The following is a 21,817-nucleotide window of genomic DNA, read 5'->3' as shown; positions in this document are numbered from 1 at the left end:
AAAACCAATTCTTTTCTGAACAGACATCTGTGGCAATATGCCAGAATATGTCGAAATTCCACACACAGCAACAGTCCTTTCTACACACAGTGGGGCTTACGTATTCCGGAATGAAGAAAAGGGAATAAAAGCGCGGAGGGAACCATGATGAGCAAATTTATCGTCCGCGGTGGCAAAAGGTTGACCGGAAGTGTCAAAGTTAGCGGCGCTAAAAATTCTGTTCTTCCGATCATCGCTGCCTCTCTCTTAGGGGAAGAAGGACAAAGCGTTATTATTGACGCGCCTCCTCTAGACGATGTGATGACGATTAACAAGGTGTTGGAATCGCTGGGAGCGGGAGTTACATACCGGGACGAAGTGATTACCGTAAATGCGGAGAAGCTTACTTCCTGTGAAGCCCCGTACGAATGGGTAAGTAAAATGCGGGCGTCTTTCCTGGTCATGGGGCCTCTGTTGACTCGAATGGGTCATACAAGAATCTCACTTCCTGGTGGATGTGCCATCGGTACACGGCCTATTGATCAGCATTTGAAAGGTTTTGAAGCCATGGGCGCAGAGATCAGCTTGGGCCAAGGTTATATCGAAGCTCGTAGCCAAGGACGGTTACGTGGCGCGAAAATTTATCTGGATGTGGCTTCTGTAGGTGCCACTCAAAATATTATGATGGCTGCAACATTGGCCGAAGGCGTAACTGTTCTGGAGAATGCTGCCAAAGAACCTGAGATTGTGGATCTTGCCAATTTCCTGAACGGAATGGGTGCCATCGTGCGTGGTGCTGGTACTGGAGTCATCCGCATTGAAGGTGTGGAGAAACTCACAGGCGTTACACACACAGTCATTCCGGATCGGGTAGAAGCGGGTACGTATATGGCTGCTGCTGCAATTTCTGGTGGTGACGTGTACATTGAAGGTGCGATCTCTGATCATTTAGGCTCCGTTATCGCGAAGCTTGAAGAGATGGGTGTAACCATCCAACCGGATGAGAATGGCGTGCGTGTAATCGCAGATCGCCCTCTTAAGGCTGTGGATGTGAAAACATTACCATACCCAGGATTCCCAACAGATATGCAGTCCCAGATGATGGCACTCTTGCTCGCATCTGAAGGAACAAGTGTTGTGACAGAGACTGTTTTTGAAAACCGATTCATGCATGTGGATGAGTTCCAATTGATGAATGCGGAGATCAAAGTTGAAGGACGTTCGTCCATCATCACAGGTAATGCCAAACTGAAGGGTGCCAAAGTAACGGCTACCGATTTGCGTGCGGGTGCCGCACTCATTATTGCAGGTCTTGTTGCTGAAGGTACAACGGAAGTGGGCGGTGTTCATCACATCGACCGTGGTTATGTACATCTGGCTGAGAAGCTTAACGGACTTGGCGCTGACATCTATCGGATCTCGGTTGATGAGCCTAAGCTGGAAGCAACCAAAGCTCCTAGTGAAAAAGTGGAGAAAGAAGTACCGATGTTTAAGGTGCAACCAACTTTGGCTTAACACTGGGTTGTATAGTGAAAATATGGTCCCTCTATGATGAACGACACGCTTGTGTGGTTATGAATGCGATGGAACGTATATTGTAAAAAAAATGATAAAGCTAAGCCATCTGGCTTGGCTTTTTTTGTGTTTACTTTTAACAAGATGATGAGAAATTTGATACCTGATTCTATTAATAGCTGGTCCTAATTTATATAACATAACATCGTATTCTGTACCAAGTCTGAACAAAATGAAAGAGCGCCTGTTTTAAGAATTTGGTTTACGGATAAACACCTATTTATGGCGACAAATCAGCATTTGTAAGAGATACACGGCAAAAAAAGCAGGTGAGTGAATGGAAGGAAAAGGGCCTCGTTTCTCTTAAATCAGGTTCTATCAGATCGAGCTAGGTCATAACCTAAACTATGGATTTGAACAACACGACCGGCACATGACCGGCCATAGATAACGGAGGGTTATAGTCGAATGAAAGAAGCTCGTGTACAGGTAAAGGTACCCCTGATCCCTCGTCCAGGTATGCAAGAGCCGGAGGAGAATATCGTTTCTGGAGTGGAAAGAGACAAGCCTGCCCCATTAAATCTGAGGACTGTTCCATCACAGCCTGCAAGATTATCAAACCCAGGACGGGTGTCGACAGATGAGCTGAACCGGCAGGCAACCGAGCATATTCATATACCTGTAATTGAGCTGGATCAATTCCGCCGTGTGAAGCGTCGCCGAATGCGGACATTCGGGCGAAAACCCCGATGGGGACGCAACGCTACACGATGGCAACCTGCTGCCGCTGTATCTGCCTTATTGGCAATGGCTTTGCTGATTCCGGTCATTCTGGTATGGCCACGGACAACCGAATCACCCAAGCCGAACCCTGCTCCAACAGATGCCAGCAGTACAAAAACTCCAGCTCCTGTGCCAGCAGTTCCTGTTACCTATCCAGAACCCCAGGTACGCGTATACCTGTCTGCAACGGGCACAACAATGAATCTGCCGCTGGAAGACTATGTTACGGGGGTTGTGGCTGCTGAGATGCCGGCGGAATTCAGGCTGGAGGCGTTAAAGGCGCAGGCGATAGCGGCTCGCACGTTTATCGTGCGAAGGCTTGCTGCTAGTGATACAAGCGGTGTTCCATCAGGTGCGGCGGATGTGACGGATACGGTCAGCCATCAGGTGTTTATTCCGCCAGATCAGGTAAAAGCAGATTGGACTCGCCTAGGGAAGGCGAAGGAATGGGAGAAGCTGCAACAGGCTGTGCGCGAAAGTCGAGATACGGTGATGACATATCAGGGCAAGGCGATCACCGCATCCTTTTTTTCCACAAGTAATGGGTATACCGAGAATGCGGAGGATGTGTGGGGTAACGCTGTACCGTATCTGCAAAGTGTGGACAGTCCATGGGACAAAAACCTTGCCCCAGGCTACAAACAGACCGTTACCATGAAACGTAACGAGATTCTGCAGAAGCTGAACCTGGATGCCATTCCGGTTACCACCCAGAAGAGTGGGTCGTGGATGGAGGTATTGTCTACAACCAAAGGACATCGGATTAAGGAAATGCAGATTGCAGGTGAAACCTTCAGTGGTCCAGAGGTGCGCAAGCTACTTGGATTAAGATCTAGCCAGTTCAGTTGGAAGACCACAGGTGATGAGGTCCAGATTACAACGTATGGATACGGGCATGGTGTTGGCATGAGCCAATGGGGAGCAAACGGCATGGCGCAGGAGGGACACACAGCCACCCAGATTCTCAAACACTACTATACCGGCATCTCATTCGGACAGGCATCCAAGATGCTTGCATCGAAGTAGGTGAGATGAACAAGGATGGATAGATAAATGCTTTGACATATGAGGACGTCAGGAAAGCCTTAGTCGGCCGGTATCCAGTCACATCCTATATCATTTCGCCTTTAGCCGATAAATGCACTTCATAGAAGGATTGGTCTCTACAGCCAATCCAGACCAGTCTACCAACCGCCCTTTCCGGAGGTTTTAAGACTTGGCTATATATGCGGAGAGTGCTAACGTATGGAGAGCGCAGGGGACAGAAAAGACCTGAAGAAACGAAGTGTCCGCCTTTACTACTGGATTTCACCTTTGAAGGAAGGTGATAGAAGAAATCCGGTAGTAACCAGCGGTCGAAAGGTTTTCTGGCCCCGAAGCGGCGCACGCACTAATCACTCCCCCCACACACATATATAGCACTCTTTGAAACCTCCGTGAAAATAATTAGAGTCGCGCGTGTATAAAAGAGTTGCACCCGGTAACACTTGTTACTGAGGTGATCAAGATGAATGAACAAAACAAAAAAACAGTCCAAGAAGAAACTCCTAAAACAACTCAAGGAGTACCGGCTAGCCAGCCCTCTTCATGGAAAAGAGCAATGTCCAAACGCTGGGTCTTCCCGGCAGCCTACATCGCAGCAGCAGGCATTATACTAACCTTAGTGTGGGTCTATCAGGGAACAGGCGACAAAGCTATGAACCCGGACTCTGCTAGCGGGGTAGTAGAAACAGGTGCATCGGCGGGTACAGAAGGAACAGCAGCAGGCGGAGAAGAAGAAAGTGTGGAAGTTGTTGCCAAGTCGGAGAATTTTGTATGGCCGGTAGCGGTACCGTCCGAAATTTCGGTCGTAAAACCTTTCTATGATAGCGAAGCTTCAACCGAGGAACATGAAGCGGCAATGGTGCAGTACAATGATACATTCATCCCGAACACGGGTGTGGATCTGGCACGTGGGGATAACAAAACGTTTGAAGTCAAAGCAGCGCTTGCCGGTAAAGTTACCCGGGTTGAGCAAAATCCGCTCACAGGTCAAGTTGTGGAAATCACACACAGTGATAACCTGAAAACGGTATACCAAAGCTTGGCAGACGTCAAAGTGAAACAGGACGACGAAGTGAAACAGGGAGATGCGATTGCATCTGCTGGTGTCAATGAATTGGGTAAAACGCTTGGCAACCACCTTCACTTTGAAGTGTACGAAGATGGACAGCCGGTTAACCCGCAAGGATATCTTCCGGAAAAATAAATGATTTTTACCGCAGCAACATGATGGGCAGAGGGTTCAACCTCTGCTCTTTTTGTGCTTTTCAGAAAATAATGGGACCTTCGAAGCTTGTCACACCTCTAAACCGCGAATATATAGGCATGCTCCTCATATAATGTACCAAACTATCCACACAGTAGGGAGGCGGGAGCGTGCACGATTACATCAAGGAACGGACCATCAAAATTGGTCGCTGCATTGTTGAGACGAGGAATACGGTCCGTACCATAGCCAAAGAATTCGGCGTGTCAAAGAGTACTGTGCATAAGGATCTGACGGAGCGTCTGCCGGAAATCAACCCTGATCTTGCTGACCAGGTGAAACACATTTTGGAGTATCACAAATCAATCCGCCATTTGCGGGGCGGTGAAGCGACCAAAATTAAATACAAAAAAACGAGTGGCAAGAAACGTGAGGTGTTGGCTTCCGCCAAATCGTAAGCATCTGCACAAAGACGTAGGTCAAAAAGCTCACACATGCATTGAATCCCTCCCCTGAAGTATGATATGTTAAAAGCTGGTACAGGATCGAATTATGACATCTTATCAGCCCGATTTTTACATATATATGTTGCACTTTGTCGAACGAGCGGTGACGTGATAAGGGACTCTTTTTCACAGGATACGCTGACCAAATAATATCACTTTGGGGGCTCTTTTATGTTTAGCAAGGATATCGGTATTGATCTTGGCACGGCAAACGTGCTTATTCACGTGAAAGGAAGTGGGGTTGTCCTCGATGAACCTTCCGTCGTGACCATTGAAAGAGATACGAAGCGTGTCCTTGCTGTTGGGGAAGAAGCGCGTCGTATGGTGGGGCGTACTCCAGGTAACATTGTTGCCATTAGACCGCTGCGTGACGGCGTTATTGCGGACTTCGAGATTACGGAAGCGATGCTCAGACATTTCATTAATCGTGTGGGTGCAAGAAGCTGGTACAGCCACCCTCGGATTTTGATCTGTGCACCAACGAACATTACTTCCGTGGAACAGAAGGCCATCCGCGAGGCGGCAGAACGCAGCGGTGCCAAAGAAGTGTTTCTGGAAGAAGAGCCGAAAGCGGCAGCGATCGGTGCGGGAATGGATATTTTTCAGCCGAGCGGCAATATGGTCGTGGATATCGGCGGCGGTACGACTGACGTTGCAGTCCTGTCTATGGGCGACGTGGTCACCGCCTCTTCTATTAAAGTCGCAGGGGACAAGTTCGACGAAGCTATTATCAAGTTTATTAAAGCCAAGTACAAGCTTATGATCGGTGAACGGACCGCGGAAGATATCAAAATTGCGATTGGTTCCGTACATCCGGGTGGACGTCAAACCGAGATGGATATTCGCGGACGCGATATGGTATCCGGTCTGCCTGTTACCGTAACGGTATCGGGAAATGAAGTACAGGAAGCTCTCTGGGATTCTGTGCAATCCATCATCGTAGCAGCGAAGTCGGTATTGGAACGTACACCGCCTGAATTGTCAGCGGACATTATCGATCGTGGTGTTGTATTGACAGGTGGAGGTGCATTGCTGAACGGACTGGACGAGCTTTTGTCCAATGAATTGCATGTACCGGTATGGGTTGCGGAAGATCCAATGCACTGTGTCGTGAAGGGGACAGGCATAATGCTTAATAATTTGGATCAGGTGGTTAAGAAAAAGTTCTAATCTGCCGATATAAAAAGCAAAGGTTCGCCATGCTCGGAAAGCAGAACGGACAAGCAGCCAACCTGCGATGCAGTGCAAGCGCTTGAGGAGAGGGGTTAATACATGTTAAGAGGTCTGTACACCGCTACTGCGGGGATGATTACGCAACAACGCCGCCATGACACAGCAACACAGAATATCGTAAATATGAACACCACGGGATATAAACAGGTCAACAGCGTAAGCCGTTCCTTCCCGGAAATGCTCATTACCTTGGTAGGCGGAGATGCAAATCTCCCGACAAAGCGGCTGGGCAAGCTGAACACGGGGGTGTTCGCGGAAGAGAGTTTGTCCATGAATTTGCAGGGGACCATTATGGAGACGGGGCAGAAAAATGATTTTTCCATTTCATCCAATATGACGGTCAATGATCCGCAGACTGGACAACCTGTCCCTTTTGATGCATCAGGCAAATTTGTACGGGCCGATGGCACGGTAACTTATCAGCCTCAGGCGTATTTTACAGTTCAGGATGCAGAAGGTAACACCGGTTATACACGTGATGGTCACTTCGAGATTACAGGAACGGGACAACTGCTGAGCTCAACAGGTTCACAAGTGTTGGATAATAATGGACAACCTGTAGTGTTGACAGGTTCCGTAGAGCAATTTAAAGTGGATGAGCAAGGTCGTTTGGTGGATGCAGCAACCGGTGCACCGACAGGGGTTACTCTCGGCATTAGTGTCATTGACCAGCCGAATCAACTGGTTCGTCAAGGTGATGGCAATTTCAGTCTCAGTGATGAAAATGGGGCAACTGCCCGGATGATGGCTGCTGGTGATAATGTGCAGATCCGTCAGGGTTATCTGGAAGGCTCCAATGTTGATGCTTCACAGGCAACAGTCGATATGAACGCCGCATTCCGGGCGTATGAAGCGAATCAGAAGGTCGTACAGTTCTACGACCGCAGTTTGGATAAAGCCGTCAATGAAGTCGGGCGTGTATAACGCCGACGTTTAAATATAACCGCGCAGCGGGAGGGTAACCACCGATGAATAATTCGATGATTAGTGCCAAGGTTTCCATGACTGCCATACAGCAACGACTGGATGTCATTGCCGATAATATTGCCAACGTGAATACGGCAGGCTATAAGAGCAAGCAAGCGGCCTTCGAGGATGTGCTGACCCGGGTGCAACAACAACCGGACAAGTACAAACTGGATGGACGCTCCACACCGATGGGATATAACCTCGGTTTTGGTGCTCGTTTGGCGGATGTGACGAAGGATATGTCTCAAGGCCCCTTGAACGAGACCGGTCTTCCGACTGATCTGGCCATTGAAGGAAATGCCATGTTTGCAGTTGAAGCGAACGGGGAGAAAATGTGGACACGTCAGGGTGCATTTCATTTTGTACCGGATACAAGACCAAAAGCTAATCCAAATGCACCAGATATGATGGTGATGGTCAATGGTGAAGGTCACTTTGCTCTGGATCGTCAAGGTAATCGCATTACGGCACCGAATAATAGCAAAGTTGCTTTTGATGAAAATGGCAACCTGTTAATCCGACGCGGTAATGAGGCGAACGCAATCATTGGGGCACAACTCCAAGTGGTAGACATTGAACGCCCTGAAGGTCTGGTACAATATGCGGATAACCTGTTCGGCCTGGATGCGGGATTAACCGAGGATGATGTATTTGGCGCGAATGCAGCTACACGTCAAGCAGCTGCCTTAATCCGTCCAGGATTTCTGGAGCAATCCAATGTGGATATGACACAGGAGATGACTCTGCTTATGCAAGGACAGCGGACATATCAACTGGCGGCCAAGGCGCTAACTTCAAGTGATTCCATGTTGGGTCTCGCCAACAATATGAGAGCATAAAAGGTGAATGTGATGACAGAAACACAGCAGCAGAACAGTAAGCCAGAGAAAAAGGAAGTCAAGAAGAAGAAGAGTGGATGGCGCATCGCTAGATGGTTCCTGGTCCCGGCCCTGCTTGTTCTTGCCCTCGCTGGCGGAATGGTAGCTGGATATGTGGTACTGGGCAAACAGGATATCGGTTCCGTATGGCAATGGAGTACATGGGAACATGTATATAATCTAGTGTTCGCTCCATAATGTAACGAGTTAAGCGAAAACTCCTGCGTAGGCAGGAGTTTTCTTTTTGACGTTGAAAACAGTATAATGATGGATGACGTTTGACGTCAAAAGAGGCCTCCCCTGCGAAAGACATTCGTCATCGCGAAGAGAGACCCCTTATCTTAACCTTCACTACTGCAGTCATGAAGGATATAACTAGTGTTAACCGAAAATATGCTTTCCATACAAAATTTAAATTAAAACATTTTATATGAGCTTCGCCTTTGTCATGTGGGGGTTGACCTTGCAACACCGAAGTAAGTGGAGGGAACGGAATCGTTCAGAAGAAGCGAAGCGCTCGCCTAAAAGCTTACTGTAAAGAAAGCTGCTTCGAAAGCATAAGCTGTTTCCTAATGTTATCCATCTGAGATATAGTTCAGAAACATTAGGAAACAACAGTGATCGAAAGAACGATCCGTAACCGTAACGGTCACCTATGCGCACATGAGAATTTTACGATGAAGAACGCTCATATAAACATCCCGAGAGGAGATTACACTGTGCTCGATATCAAACAGATTCAAGAAATCATCCCGCACCGTCCCCCGTTTTTGCTGGTGGACAAGATTCTAGAGATTGAGGATGGCAAACGTGCCGTTGGTCTGAAGAACGTAACCATTAACGAACCATTCTTTATTGGTCATTTTCCAGAGTATCCGGTAATGCCGGGTGTACTGATTACTGAAGCGCTGGCTCAAGTTGGTGCAGTAGCCATTCTGAATATGGAAGGCAATAAAGGCAAAATCGGCTTTTTGGCGGGACTGGACAACTTCCGATTCCGTGGACAAGTCGTGCCCGGAGATACGTTGATCCTGGAAGTGGAGATTACACGTTTGAAGGGTTCCATTGGTAAAGGTAAGGCAACTGCCCGAGTGGACGATAAAGTAGTCGCTGAAGGCGAGATTATGTTTGCACTGTCTGACCCAAGCTGATTACATACGTGAGCATTGACATCATTTCGGAACATAGACGGGCCGAATGATGCACGATGCTGAAGTAACTCAGCACACCTGAATTTATATAGACGGAAGGGGTTTATCAGAAATGGAACAGTTAAGCACAGCAGCATCAGAGACGTTGCAGCAATGGTTGGAGGATGCTTCGATTGATGAAGCAACGAAACAGGAGCTTCGTGACTTGCAGGATCAGCCGAAAGAGCTAGAGGAACGTTTTTACAGAAACCTGGAGTTTGGTACAGGGGGATTGCGCGGGGTCATTGGTGCAGGAAGCAACCGGATGAACCGTTACACCGTAGGTCGGGCGACGCAAGGATTTGCGCGTTATTTGCTTGAGCAGCATGGTGACCAAGAAGGCAAACCTTCTGTGGTCATTGCTCATGATTCCCGTCATTTCTCACCTGAATTCACACTGGATGCTGCGCTTGTACTGGCTGGAAACGGCATTGTAGCCAAGCTGTTCCCATCCCTGCGTTCAACTCCAGAGTTGTCATTTGCAGTGCGTAATCAGAAGGCTACTGGCGGAATCGTTGTAACAGCGAGCCATAACCCACCGGAATACAACGGATACAAGGTCTACAATCATGAGGGTGGTCAATTGGTACCAGCTGAAGCGGAAAAAGTCATTCAGTACATCCAGGAAGTGCCTTCCCTTGCTGACGTGAAGAAGCTGACGCAAGAAGAAGCAGAAGCGCAGGGGCTCCTGATCTGGTTGGGTGAAGACCAAGACCAAGCATTCGTGGATACCGTAGCAAGCCGCAGTCTGAGCCGCGAACTGATCCAATCGGGCATTGGTCGTGATTTCAAAATTGTATACACACCGCTGCACGGAACAGGCAACATCCCTGTACGTCGTGTATTGGAGCAGATCGGATTCGAGCAGGTGCACATTGTAGCCGAACAAGAACAGCCAGATGCTGAGTTCTCTACTGTGAAATCCCCCAACCCGGAAGAACGCGAAGCGTTTACGCTTGCAATGAAGCTGGGAGAATCCGTGGGCGCTGACATTTTGATCGGAACAGATCCGGATGCAGACCGTATGGGTGCTGTCGTGAAAGACAACGATGGCAAATATTTCGTCTTGTCTGGTAACCAGTCTGGTGCCATTATGGTACATTATCTGCTGAGTCGCCTGCAAGAGACAGGAACACTGCCAAGCAATGGCGCAGTTGTCAAAACGATCGTAACTAGTGAGATGGGTGCTGTTATTGCTGAACATTACGGTGCACAAGTGATGAACACACTGACAGGCTTCAAATATATTGGTGAAAAAATGAACCAGTTCGAAGCAACAGGCAGTCATACCTTCTTGTTCGGATATGAAGAGAGTTATGGCTACCTTTCAGGCAACTATGCCCGCGACAAGGATGCTGTTCTTGCCTCGATGCTGATTGCTGAAGCTGCTGCTTATTATAAGAGTCAAGGCAAGACACTCTATGATGTCTTGCAAGAGCTGTACAACCAATTCGGATACTTCCTGGAGAAGCTGGAGTCCCGTACGCTGAAAGGCAAAGACGGCGTAGCTCAGATTCAGGCCAAAATGACGGACTGGCGTTCCAATCCGCCACAAGAAGTAGCGGGAATTGCTGTACAAGATGTATTGGACTACTCCCTTGGTCTGGACGGTCTTCCGAAGGAAAACGTACTGAAGTTCATTTTGGCAGACGGTTCATGGTTCTGCTTGCGTCCTTCAGGAACAGAACCGAAGATCAAAGTATACTTCGCCGTTCGTGGAGAGAGTTTGGAAGATGCGGAAAGCCGGATCGAGCGTCTGGTGACCAACGTAATGTCGCGTGTAGACGCACAATAATACGAATGCAACAATGAGCAAGAACATGAGAAGGCCTCTCCGCACCGTAAGGTTGGTTGGCGGAGGGGTTTTTCTTTGAAATAAAAGTGTAGATAGACTGGCATATATCAGGGCTTGTTGACACAAGCTGTTTGTAACCTATTGTATGAATGTTAAATGAACGAATTACTTGAGCTGAACGTGCATTTGGTTCCAACACTTGAGGAGGTACATGTAGTGCGTCAAAAATGGCTTTATTGGAATAACGCTTCTCGGAAGTGGTTGTGGCTCGTCGTTATTATCGGTCTGGTTGCGTCCATCCCTGTAATCAGTGATCGGGTGCAGACAGAATCTTCTGCCAAAAAGGTAGAGCTTGTTTTCAACTATCGGGGTCTGCTGGATATCTCCGCGTATCAGGCACATCCGCAAGATTTCATGAATGAACAATTGACTCGTCTAAAAGACGCAGGCGTAACAACGATGGCAGTGTTCGAAAGTACATTGGACGAGCTGAGAAAGACACGCCGACTGATGGTATACAACGGCCAGGATCTCGCCAACCTGACCAAAGATGTGATCCCTTCTAACGCAAATTACACGTATGTGTTATTTACATCAGAGGAAAACGCACGGACGTATACCCCTATTATTGAACAAACGTTCGCTGATCGGCAGATTCCGGTACAACCATGGGAATATGAAGGTCGTAGCGGCTTAATATTGCAGACTCCTCCAGAGAATGCCAACATGCAGCCTTTGCAGCCCGATCCGGTTGCCGTGAAGATGCTGCGTGATAAAGGTTTTTACATTTTGCCGCGGATCTCAGACAGTGTGCCATACAGCCAGGAATCGATGGAGCGCTTGCTTACCTTCTTCGAAGAGAATGGCGTAAAGCGCATCTTGTTTGATGGTGATGCTGTGAAAGGGTACAATGATAATGCAGAGATGAGAAGTCTCGATCAATTCGCACAGTTGCTGAACAAGCACAATATTGGTCTTGCAGCCATTGAGAACTTGAAGAAACCGCAGTCTGGATTCCAGACCCTTGCTTATAAAACGGATTACAACGTTACGCGTCTGTACTCGCTTAGTGATGGCGATGCCAATCTGGACGTAGACACGATCGCTGACCGTTTTGTACTGGCAACCAAAGACCGCAACATTCGTATGCTTTATATGAATGCATCGCCAAGTCGGAATACAGCCAAGGCCATGATTACAGATCCAATTGAGAATCTGATCAACAGCCTAGGTGAGCCGGGTCATGCGATAGAACGTATGGCGAAGCATGGCTTCGAACTCGGACAAGCTGAAGCATTCACAGTGAAGGATTCGTCGATTCAACGTTATGCCAAGCTGGTTGCTCTCGTTGGTGCGATTGCGATGATTGCACTTATGGTTTCTTATTTTATCCCACTACTGACCTTGATCGCATTTGTGGTTGCTTTGGTGGGCAGTGCAGGATTGTTCCTCTTGAAACCAACGCTGCTGGAGCAAGGAATAGCCTTGCTTGTGGCCATAGCGGCGCCGACCATAGCGATGGTGCTGGCCGTTCGTACCGTGAACTATCAGCAACAGCGTCAACCCGACGCATCTGCGGGTCGTCGTTTGAAACAGACTGTAGTTTTATATGTAAGAACGTCAATTATTTCGTTCCTGGCCGTACCATTTGTCATTGCGTTGCTTAACAGCATTACGTACAGTCTGGTCATTAACCAGTTCCGCGGCGTAAGTCTGTTGCACTTTGCACCTATGGCACTGGTAGCGATCTACATTGTGTTTTATCGTGGTTCTGGATCGTTCTCTATTAAGAAAATTAAAGAAATGCTTCGTATGCCAATTAATGTGTTAATGGTTGTATTGGCACTCGTTGCTGCCGTTGTTGGATACTATTACTTGAGCCGTACAGGCAACTCGGGATCAGTAACACCATTCGAGATGTTCCTGCGTACTACGCTGGAAGATACGTTCGGTGTACGTCCGAGATTCAAAGAATTTATGCTGGGACACCCGCTATTTATCGTTGGCGTGTTCGCCGCTTTAAAATATCGTAAAGTCATCTTTGTGCTCATTATTGCAGCGATTGGACAGTTGTCCATGGTGGATACGTTCGCGCATATCCATACGCCGGCTGTATTGTCACTCATTCGTGGAGTGATGGGATTGGGACTTGGCTTAATCTTCGGTATCATTGCTGTGGGTGTGTGGCAAGTAGCGGAAGGATGTTGGAAAAAATGGTCACCACTTCTCAAAAGTTAGTCATCTCGGGGTATTACGGATTCCGCAATAGCGGAGACGAAGCGGTGCTAAAGTCGATTTTGACAGCGCTGGAAGAGGAAAGCCAAAGGTCGAACATTACGATTGAACCTATTGTTCTTTCGGGTGATCCCGAGTCGACAACCGCCATGTACGGTGTGCGCTCCGTGAATCGCATGAAATTGAAGGAAGTCCGTGAAGCACTCAAGGAGAGTGACGGACTAATCAGTGGCGGAGGAAGTCTATTGCAGGATGCAACTGGACTGAAATCCATTCCTTATTATCTGGGTGTGATCAAGCTGGCTCAGATGCTGAAAAAACCAACGTTTATCTATGCACAGGGTATTGGCCCTGTGAATCGAAAAATTTTTAACCCGATGATCAAATCAGTCTTTAAGGGCTGCACCTATGTATCTGTTCGGGATGAACAATCCGCGGATTACCTGCGTGGACTTGGGCTACAGTGGAATCAGATCCATGTAGTACCCGACCCCGTAATGGGCTTGCCATTACCTGAGACAAAAGTAAAGAGTGGAGCAGCTGCAGTTTCAGCAAATGATACTTCTCAGACGAATCGAGTGGAACCCCTACCTGGAGGACATACCGAGCTTCCTGTGATCGGCATATCCGTTCGGTTCTGGGAGTCTGATCGTAAAGAGCTAACGGCTATTGCCGCAGGATTGAAAAAGCTGTGCTCCAAAAGAGCCGTACACTTGCGTTTTCTACCATTTCATCTGCCAGTAGATGAACAGGCATCACGATTCCTTATGGAAATGCTCGGTGATGTGACCAGTAAAGGCAGTGAGATCAGCATCGCACAGGATCTGACCGACCCTCAGCTTATGCTGGAGGAAGTCAGCAAGTGTGATCTTGTCATTGGTATGCGTCTGCACAGTCTGATCTATGCAGCTTCGCAATATGTGCCACCGGTGGGCATCTCGTATGATCCGAAAATCGATCAATTCTTGCTTCGACTGGATAGTGAACCAGCAGGAGATACGAGCTCACTCGATGGCGACAAACTCGCCAAGACTGTCGTTGGATTGCTGGATCAACGATCACAGTGGCTGAAGGAACATGAAGATGGCATCACCGAATTGAAGCAGGAAGCCAGAGTGCCTGCACAGCAGATTATTAACTATTTAGGCCGCAAAGGATGAGATAAAGATGAGTCAGACCGGATCCATACCTACCGTTTCGATCTACGGCATTCCTTTTTCCAAACTGACGATGAAAGAAACGGTAAAGGTTCTCCAGGAAGCTGTGCTGTCCAAGCAACCACATCAAGTCATTACAGCCAATCCGATTATGGTTATGGCTGCACTGGAAAATCCCGCAATCATGGAAGTCATGCAATCTGCGGAATTAATTGTTCCTGATGGAACAGGGGTTGTATGGGCGGCGAACTATTGTGGAGATCCAGTAGCTGAGCGAGTGCCGGGATTTGAGCTTTTACATGAATTGCTGCGTGTTGGAGAAAACTATCGATGGGGTGTATATTTACTCGGTTCCACCCCTGAGGTGATTCAAGAAACGGCAGTTCGGTTACAACAGCAATATCCGGCGATTCGTATTGTGGGTTATCGCGACGGTTATTTTGGTCCGGCTGAGGATGAACAGGTTATTGCTTCTATTCGGGAAGCTTCACCTGATCTGTTGTTTGTAGCACGTGGGGCCGATACACAGGAACCTTGGATTCACAAACACAAAGATGCACTGCAGGTTCCCGTAACCATGGGCGTTGGCGGCAGCTTCGATGTGATTTCGGGTAAAACCAAACGTGCGCCTATGCTGTTCCAAAAGTTAAGACTGGAGTGGTTCTATCGCTTATTGCGTGAACCAAGCCGGGCTGGCCGGATGCTTGCGCTTCCGAAATTCGCTGTTAAGGTGATGCGTGACAAAGAAAACGTGACAAAAGCCCGTTAAAAACAGGTAATTAAGAGATAAATGCTTGTTTATGCTAGAAATTGAGGATAGCTTTTCGGGTGGGATCGGCGTATAATTCATTCCGGATTACATGTGTGCCACTCAAATGAAACTTTAAGTTGCACGTTGCCACTTCGATGTCAGAATAACCTTTTGATCGCTGTTATCCCTGGATTTCTTTTTCTAACCTTTACAAGGTTGAAATCCCGTGATAAAGGCGAACGCTTCGCTTCTACAGGTTATTTCTGCCCTCTCCGTTCTGGTGCAAATGGCATTTTTCATCAAAAGTGACTAACAATAATTTTTATATATAAAAAGAGATCAGGGGATTTATAATTTCGTACAGGTATTATAATTGGGGGTCGAATGTTCAAATGGTAGCGATCTTTATCATTGGATTTATCGTGTCAATGGGACTGGCTCTTGCCCTGACACCGCTTGTCAAAAAGTTCGCAGTCCGCATTGGCGCGATGGATACGCCGAATGCACGTAAAGTACACACACGGATCATGCCGCGTCTTGGCGGTCTGGGGATATTCCTGGCCTTTATTATTACAGTTGCTGCATTGCTTCCGTTTGTATCGGCATGGTTCACAACTCGGGATATGAGTTTTGTCAGTGCGTTTCTGATTGGTGGAACAATTATCGTATTGATTGGAGCACTTGATGATCGGTTTGAGCTCTCAGCCAAAGTGAAGTTGCTTGGTCAGATCGTTGCTGCTTCTGTCGTTGTATTCGGATTTAATATCCGGGTAGATTTCGTTAACATTCCTTTTCAGGATTCCTATTCTTCACTCGAAGCTTGGGTATCCATTCCGCTGACGATCTTGTGGATCGTTGGTGTAACCAATGCGATTAACCTGATTGATGGTCTGGATGGTCTGGCAGCCGGTGTATCCGGTATTGCGATTGGTACCATTGCCGTGATGTCCTTCCTGATGGGTAACATGATGATCGCCTTGATGTGTCTTGTATTGCTGGGTAGTATTATCGGATTCCTGTTCTTCAACTTCCACCCAGCCAAGATCTTCATGGGGGATACGGGATCACTATTCCTTGGTTTCTCTCTGGCGATGCTGTCCATGCTCGGATTCAAACAAATTGCTATCGTGTCCTTTATTACACCGCTGATTATTATCGGTGTGCCGCTCTCGGATACCTTCTTCGCGATCATTCGTCGTGCGGTACAACGGAAACCGATTTTCGCACCGGATAAAGGTCACCTGCATCATTGCTTGCGTGAACTTGGATTCAGTCACCGTCAGACGGTGCTGATCATATACGGAATTGCCGCATTCTTCGGAGTTCTGGCGATTATTCAATCTTCCGCTGCCATGTTTGAAGCAAACTGGGTAACTTTTGTGGTCATCTGTATCATGATGTTCTTCCTTCAAGTGGGAGCAGAAGTCATCGGACTTGTTAGCAAAACGAGAAGACCGGTTATCAACTTCCTGATGCGCATGCGCGTCAAGCTGAATCCGGAGACTCGTTCGAAATCATAAATAGATAAATGTAATGCTTATAGCTATTCTTGAATATTATTCCAGACCCAACCTTATCCCTCGTGGATAAGGTTTTTTGTTTATTTTGAGATTTTTACTAAATAATTGGAACCTTTTGCCGATATATAAAGGTAACTGACTTAAAAAGAGGAGAGATGATACGTAATGCAACAAAAGAAACGGCCGTTGGTCTGGATCATGTTGGTCACCATGGTGTTCTCATTGTTCCCACAAGGTCTATTCGGTGGGGCTGTTGCTTCAGCTGCAGACGGTGATCCGGTAACTCCAGGATCTAATGCTTATACCACATATTTTACGCCAGATCTTAGAACATTGCGGGAGACCGCTGCTCTATCTATAGTTCAAGATGCAACCAAGGCCTTCTTGACACGTTCGAATGCATACACAACCTCAACTTCATCAATTACAATTACAGGTTCTTATGCGTTTGTATCCAATACGAGCTTGAAGGTTAAGGTTGAACAACTGAATTTGGTTACATCTGGTTCAGATAGCAAATGGGTACCGGACTCCACTAAATCAATCACAACTGCTGTTACTGCTGATCCAAGTGGCAATAACAAATTCACAGCCAATAACCTGAATCTGTTCCCGGGATTCAACCGGGTTACTTTCTCGGGTAACCAGGGATCAGTTGAGCGCTCAGATACATTCTATGTATTGTACGATCAGGCTCCATTTATTGAGAGCTTCCAAGTATTTACGGACAGTTCCGCTACTGGCGGTAACAAGTCCTATAACTTGAATGAAGGTTCCAACACGGTTGTAGATACCCAACGTGTATCTATTCAAGGTAAAGTACAGAACTCTACGCTTGTAAGCGTGAAAGTGAACGGCGGGGATGAAATCAATGCCTCCATGCTGCAAGATGGATCATTCTTCTTGCCTCAGCTAGCATTGAAAGCAGGACTGAACAATTTGAAGTTTAAAATTTCAAGCGCATCCAATGCTATTGAAACAGAACGTTCCATTTATTATTTTGATAAAGATCAACCTTTTACAGATTTGAAAGTACAATTGGGTGGACAGGACAAGTCTATTTTGGGGAGCAATCCTACCTTTACAGGTGCTAGTCAAACCACGGCAACCTTGACTGGACAGGTGCTGCTTCCTTACTCAGCCAGCCCTAATCCATTTAGTCCGACAAATGGTCAGATCACGCTGTCTAATGGCAACCTGACGCAACCAACTAATTTTGTGTTTGATACGGACCCGACTGAAGAAGTACTAATCACGGGATCGGATGGTGTAACCATCGAGTATCGATTGGTGAAATTCAAGGTTACAACCCCTTACAACTTGGAGATGGATGGCGCAGATCCGAAGAAGGATCAAACGCTTCGTCTTCGTCTTGCATATGGTAATTTCAGTGCAGGATATAATGCGAGCTATACCTTCTCTCCAGGGGCACAGGATATCACAGAGATCTACTATTTGCCTGATTATAAAGAAGGCGAAGCCATTGATTCGCAAACGAAGCTTGATGGCACTAAGCTGCAAAGCGATGAATTCTACATCTTGGTAGAATCCAGTGAACCTATCTCAGGGACGCTTGTAGGTGAATACTTACCAACAGGTACTACAAAGCTTACAATTGACCCTGTCAATACTGTGGATGAGATGAAACTGAAAGATAACCAAAAAATCTATAAAATATCGGGTTTCCTTGGTGGAGATCAACAAGTACGTTTTTATTATGGTAGTCCGACCAATTTGCCTAAGGTCGTGAAAATTTCTTATGTAACTGCAAGTTCGATCTATGTGGAAAGTCTTCAGAATGGACAGACATATACATTTAACTCCAAGAGCAACGAACAGAAGCTTACGTTAAAAGGACGTTTCATTGGTTTCAAAACCCTAGACGGGGATAATTTTGTCGCGGAAATACTTGTAAATGGTAAAAAATTCACACCTTCAACCACATTCCCGAAAAAAGAGGATGGAACGTTCAGTGTAGATCTTCCGGTCTTGAAATCAGGACCGATTGTCTATGGTGAGAACACAATTTTAATTCGTGCTACAGATGAGGATGCGAACAAACTTCCAATCACCATCTCGACGACGTTGAAGATTAATGTCATTGACCAGAATCAATCAACAGTGACATCATTCATGCCTGCGCTGATTCCTAAGGACTCACGTCAGCAATTTATTAACAAACCAATTACGCAATATGAAGATGACGAGATGAAGCGCATTTTCTCGGTTACACCTGAATTTGCGTTCAAAGAAGACAAGTATGTAACAAGTGAAGAGAATTATGACCTCGTCATTAATGGCGGTGGTGCAGATATTGTGAACGTCTACTTTGGTTCCGATAAAATTTTCACTAAAGAACTGACAAGTACAACGATTTTCGAAGTGAATCAACCAGCTACAACTGGCTTGCCTAGCTATGATATTACAGGTAATAGTGACCTGTTTATCGCACGGATTCAGAATCTGAAGTTTGATGTACCCGGAACACATGTGTACACACTCGAACTGATCAACAGCACAGGTGCGAGAACGACACAACGTCTTGAGATTGTACGCGAACCTTCCTCTTACCGCATTTTGTCTCCACAACCTACGGTAGGTAACAACATCGTGGTGAACAAAAACTTTGTTCGATTCGATATTGAAGCTGAAGGAGCTTCTCAAGTATTAATTGGCAAAGAGCCAGCTGTTAAACGTACGGATATGAATAACCGTTTTGTATTGGATTATGTAGGACTCAAAGCAGACAAGAATAATGCAATCAAGATTCAGATTATACGTGAGGGCGGCACGATTAACGATACAGTCAATGTGTATTATACAGGTGCGATCGCGATTGATTCACAGTTCATGGCTCCTAAGGTAGCCAACAAATATACTGTGTTTAACAAAAATGTGGTGCTTTCATTCCCGAAAGGAACAGTACTGCAATCGACAACAACAAGTGGCATGGTGAAGTTCTATCCAGACAATAAACTGCTGTTTGGTATCGCTGATCCAAAAGATGGCGTTGTAGAACGTAAGAATGACTACGGTAATGTTATCGGTGTTAATGCAGATGACAGAAGCACCAATGGTGCCAGCGTAATCCGTATTCCTACCGAGTTGTCGAGTTTCTTCGCCTCGGTGATTAATACAGCCAACTTCACTCAAGTATCTGATATTTACTGGATCAACGGTGGTCTGGGTGAACTGGGTGATCGTGGTACGAACGGATACAAGGCAGGAACGAACGGAATTACGCCGTATTCCATTGATGGAGAGTTTACGAGATATGCTCAAGAGCGTATTCTGACCCCATCCCAGCGCGGAACGTTAACGCTGAGCTATGATCCATCCATTGTCGACGACGTAGGGTCTACGATTACGGTATATCGTTACTCGGATGACTCTAATGTAGGCAAATGGGTTTCCATAGGTGGTGCAGTGGATACGAAGAGTCACACCATTACCGTACCGTTTGATGAATTTGGTTATTACAAAGTCATGAAGCAAAGTCAAAGCTACCCGGATATCACGAATCATCCATGGGCACGGAACTTGCTGAATGCAATGTATTCCAAAGGAATCATGAATCCGCTGAGAACCAATGCATTTGGTGCAGATGATCAGACAACTCGTGGTGAATTTGCTACTTTGCTTGTTAAAGGTATGGACATTCAATTGGTTAAACCAAGTAAAACAACCTTCACCGACGTTTCGGAGAACACCAAATCGGATCGTTGGACATATGAAGCGATCGAAACAGCAGCACGCGCAGGTATTGTTCAAGGACTTAGTGATGGTTTCTTTGGACCAGATCAGCCCGTTACACGGGAGCAGGCAGCTGTTATGATTGCACGGGCGATGAATGCCAAGCTTGCAGCCAATGACAGTAAGCTGACGGCTACGTTGGCCAAATCGTTCCTGGATTCAACATCGATCGATTTCTATGCACGACCAGCCATTGTGGCGGTTACCAAAGCAAAAATCATGGAAGGAAGCCCTGTAAACATTCCAGGTGCAGCCAAAACGCAATTCCAGTTCAATCCAAAAGGTAATATGACTCGTGCAGAAGCAGCCAAGATTGCTGTAGAACTGCTTAAGAAGAGCACGAAACTATTCCCTAAAACATTGAGCTAATCTAATTGAGCTGAGTTAATTTTAGGAAGGACCTGTCCCTTTTGCTAAAAGGGGCGGGTTCTTTTTATGACTGTAGAACAGCTTATATAGAATTCATTTATAATAGAAGAAATCTGTTTATTACCAATAACTATTTTTGTAATTTGCTAGAGATTAAGATACAATAACGGTAAATACACAATGATCTAGAGGGTGAAGTTAGCTAATGAAACCGATTTATTCGAGAGCCCAGCTGGGCTACATGAAGGCAAAGACACAATTCGAGAAGCAGGCAGTCATTCTGGAGAAAAAGTTGGAAGATACACGTAAGACAGAAGAGATCTCTCAGGAAGTCATGGAAGGACTCGTACAGTCCACCGGCTTCCATGATGCGTATAACAATCTGGTTCTGGCTGAAAATGAATTGATTGAATGGTCTCATACTACGATGAAGCACGAGAAGACATACCGGGAGAACAGACAACCAATTGACGATATGTATCTGAGATTGAATAGTGATCCCAATATGCGTGCTCAAATTATTGAGCTGGCGATGAAGATTCGCTAAATTATAGTCACTTAGCTAAGAAGAGGGCCCTGAGGGCCCTTTTTTTTATTTTCAGTATTGTAGAATTTGTCGCTTCATTGTGGAAAATAACGGGTATAAATAAACGTCCACAGCATTCCTTACACAGGGTGATTTCGGAAAATAGGTCATGAATTCAACTGCATTAAAGGTTTTGAATACGTTAAAGACCCGCACTGTATCAATACATAAATAAATTCAAAACTTTTTTTGAGGAATCCGCAACTTTTTGAAATCTGCTGCGTTTAAGATGTAGAGTCGAAAACATTGGGCAACTTACCAAGAATGACCTCGTGAAGAATCTTGTCTATTTATTAGAAAAAATTGCTTTACGGCACGAGAGACCCATTGTATAATACGTAAGGTAGGAT

General features: G+C 46.4%; 16 protein-coding genes. All 16 read left to right on the top strand.

Annotated features, from left to right (window positions below):
* The first annotated feature begins 147 nt into the window (after nucleotides 1–147).
* A complete protein-coding gene (murA, locus tag MKZ12_RS27105; protein WP_082762960.1) occupies nucleotides 148–1,494 on the top strand; it encodes a UDP-N-acetylglucosamine 1-carboxyvinyltransferase in 1,347 nt (448 codons plus the stop codon).
* 468 nt (nucleotides 1,495–1,962) lie between these two features.
* Entirely contained in the window at nucleotides 1,963–3,303 is a 1,341-nt protein-coding gene (spoIID, locus tag MKZ12_RS27100; RefSeq protein ID WP_339257683.1) for a stage II sporulation protein D, read from the top strand.
* A 481-nt stretch (nucleotides 3,304–3,784) separates the two neighbouring features.
* The gene (locus tag MKZ12_RS27095) at nucleotides 3,785–4,525 is read left to right on the top strand and encodes a M23 family metallopeptidase (RefSeq protein ID WP_253441323.1); all 741 of its coding nucleotides are present in this window, start codon (nucleotides 3,785–3,787) and stop codon (nucleotides 4,523–4,525) included.
* 170 nt (nucleotides 4,526–4,695) lie between these two features.
* Nucleotides 4,696–4,983, top strand: a complete 288-nt coding sequence (spoIIID, locus tag MKZ12_RS27090) for a sporulation transcriptional regulator SpoIIID (protein ID WP_024632710.1) — start codon at nucleotides 4,696–4,698, stop codon at nucleotides 4,981–4,983.
* A 219-nt stretch (nucleotides 4,984–5,202) separates the two neighbouring features.
* Entirely contained in the window at nucleotides 5,203–6,201 is a 999-nt protein-coding gene (locus tag MKZ12_RS27085) for a rod shape-determining protein (RefSeq protein ID WP_253441322.1), read from the top strand.
* 102 nt (nucleotides 6,202–6,303) lie between these two features.
* Entirely contained in the window at nucleotides 6,304–7,188 is an 885-nt protein-coding gene (locus MKZ12_RS27080; RefSeq protein ID WP_339257682.1) for a flagellar hook-basal body protein, read from the top strand.
* Nucleotides 7,189–7,232: 44 nt separating this feature from the next.
* Nucleotides 7,233–8,072, top strand: a complete 840-nt coding sequence (locus MKZ12_RS27075; RefSeq protein WP_339238184.1) for a flagellar hook-basal body protein — start codon at nucleotides 7,233–7,235, stop codon at nucleotides 8,070–8,072.
* Between the two features lie 12 nt (nucleotides 8,073–8,084).
* A complete protein-coding gene (locus MKZ12_RS27070) occupies nucleotides 8,085–8,309 on the top strand; it encodes a DNA-directed RNA polymerase subunit beta (RefSeq protein ID WP_210109216.1) in 225 nt (74 codons plus the stop codon).
* Nucleotides 8,310–8,830: 521 nt separating this feature from the next.
* Nucleotides 8,831–9,262 (top strand): 3-hydroxyacyl-ACP dehydratase FabZ, encoded by a 432-nt coding sequence (fabZ, locus tag MKZ12_RS27065; RefSeq protein ID WP_145324406.1) that lies wholly within the window; start codon nucleotides 8,831–8,833, stop codon nucleotides 9,260–9,262.
* Nucleotides 9,263–9,374: 112 nt separating this feature from the next.
* On the top strand, nucleotides 9,375–11,096 hold the full coding sequence (locus MKZ12_RS27060) for a phospho-sugar mutase (RefSeq protein ID WP_339257681.1): 1,722 nt from the start codon (nucleotides 9,375–9,377) through the stop codon (nucleotides 11,094–11,096).
* A 216-nt stretch (nucleotides 11,097–11,312) separates the two neighbouring features.
* Nucleotides 11,313–13,334, top strand: a complete 2,022-nt coding sequence (locus MKZ12_RS27055) for a DUF5693 family protein (RefSeq protein WP_339238177.1) — start codon at nucleotides 11,313–11,315, stop codon at nucleotides 13,332–13,334.
* Nucleotides 13,310–14,491, top strand: a complete 1,182-nt coding sequence (csaB, locus tag MKZ12_RS27050; RefSeq protein WP_339257680.1) for a polysaccharide pyruvyl transferase CsaB — start codon at nucleotides 13,310–13,312, stop codon at nucleotides 14,489–14,491. Before MKZ12_RS27055 ends, csaB begins: the two co-directional genes overlap by 25 nt.
* 7 nt (nucleotides 14,492–14,498) lie before the next feature.
* Nucleotides 14,499–15,257: a WecB/TagA/CpsF family glycosyltransferase gene (locus tag MKZ12_RS27045; RefSeq protein WP_339238173.1), complete on the top strand. Its 759-nt coding sequence runs from the start codon at nucleotides 14,499–14,501 to the stop codon at nucleotides 15,255–15,257.
* A gap of 374 nt (nucleotides 15,258–15,631) precedes the next feature.
* Nucleotides 15,632–16,759: an MraY family glycosyltransferase gene (locus MKZ12_RS27040; RefSeq protein ID WP_036612523.1), complete on the top strand. Its 1,128-nt coding sequence runs from the start codon at nucleotides 15,632–15,634 to the stop codon at nucleotides 16,757–16,759.
* A gap of 165 nt (nucleotides 16,760–16,924) precedes the next feature.
* Entirely contained in the window at nucleotides 16,925–20,881 is a 3,957-nt protein-coding gene (locus MKZ12_RS27035; RefSeq protein ID WP_339257679.1) for an S-layer homology domain-containing protein, read from the top strand.
* A gap of 205 nt (nucleotides 20,882–21,086) precedes the next feature.
* The gene (locus MKZ12_RS27030; protein ID WP_017691958.1) at nucleotides 21,087–21,428 is read left to right on the top strand and encodes a hypothetical protein; all 342 of its coding nucleotides are present in this window, start codon (nucleotides 21,087–21,089) and stop codon (nucleotides 21,426–21,428) included.
* Nucleotides 21,429–21,817 lie beyond the last annotated feature (389 nt).

Origin of the sequence: Paenibacillus sp. FSL R5-0713, from assembly GCF_037973325.1 — a bacterium.
GTDB lineage: Bacteria > Bacillota > Bacilli > Paenibacillales > Paenibacillaceae > Paenibacillus.
The sequence above is the reverse complement of the archived record's forward strand: the minus strand, read 5'-3'. Positions and strand labels throughout refer to the sequence as shown.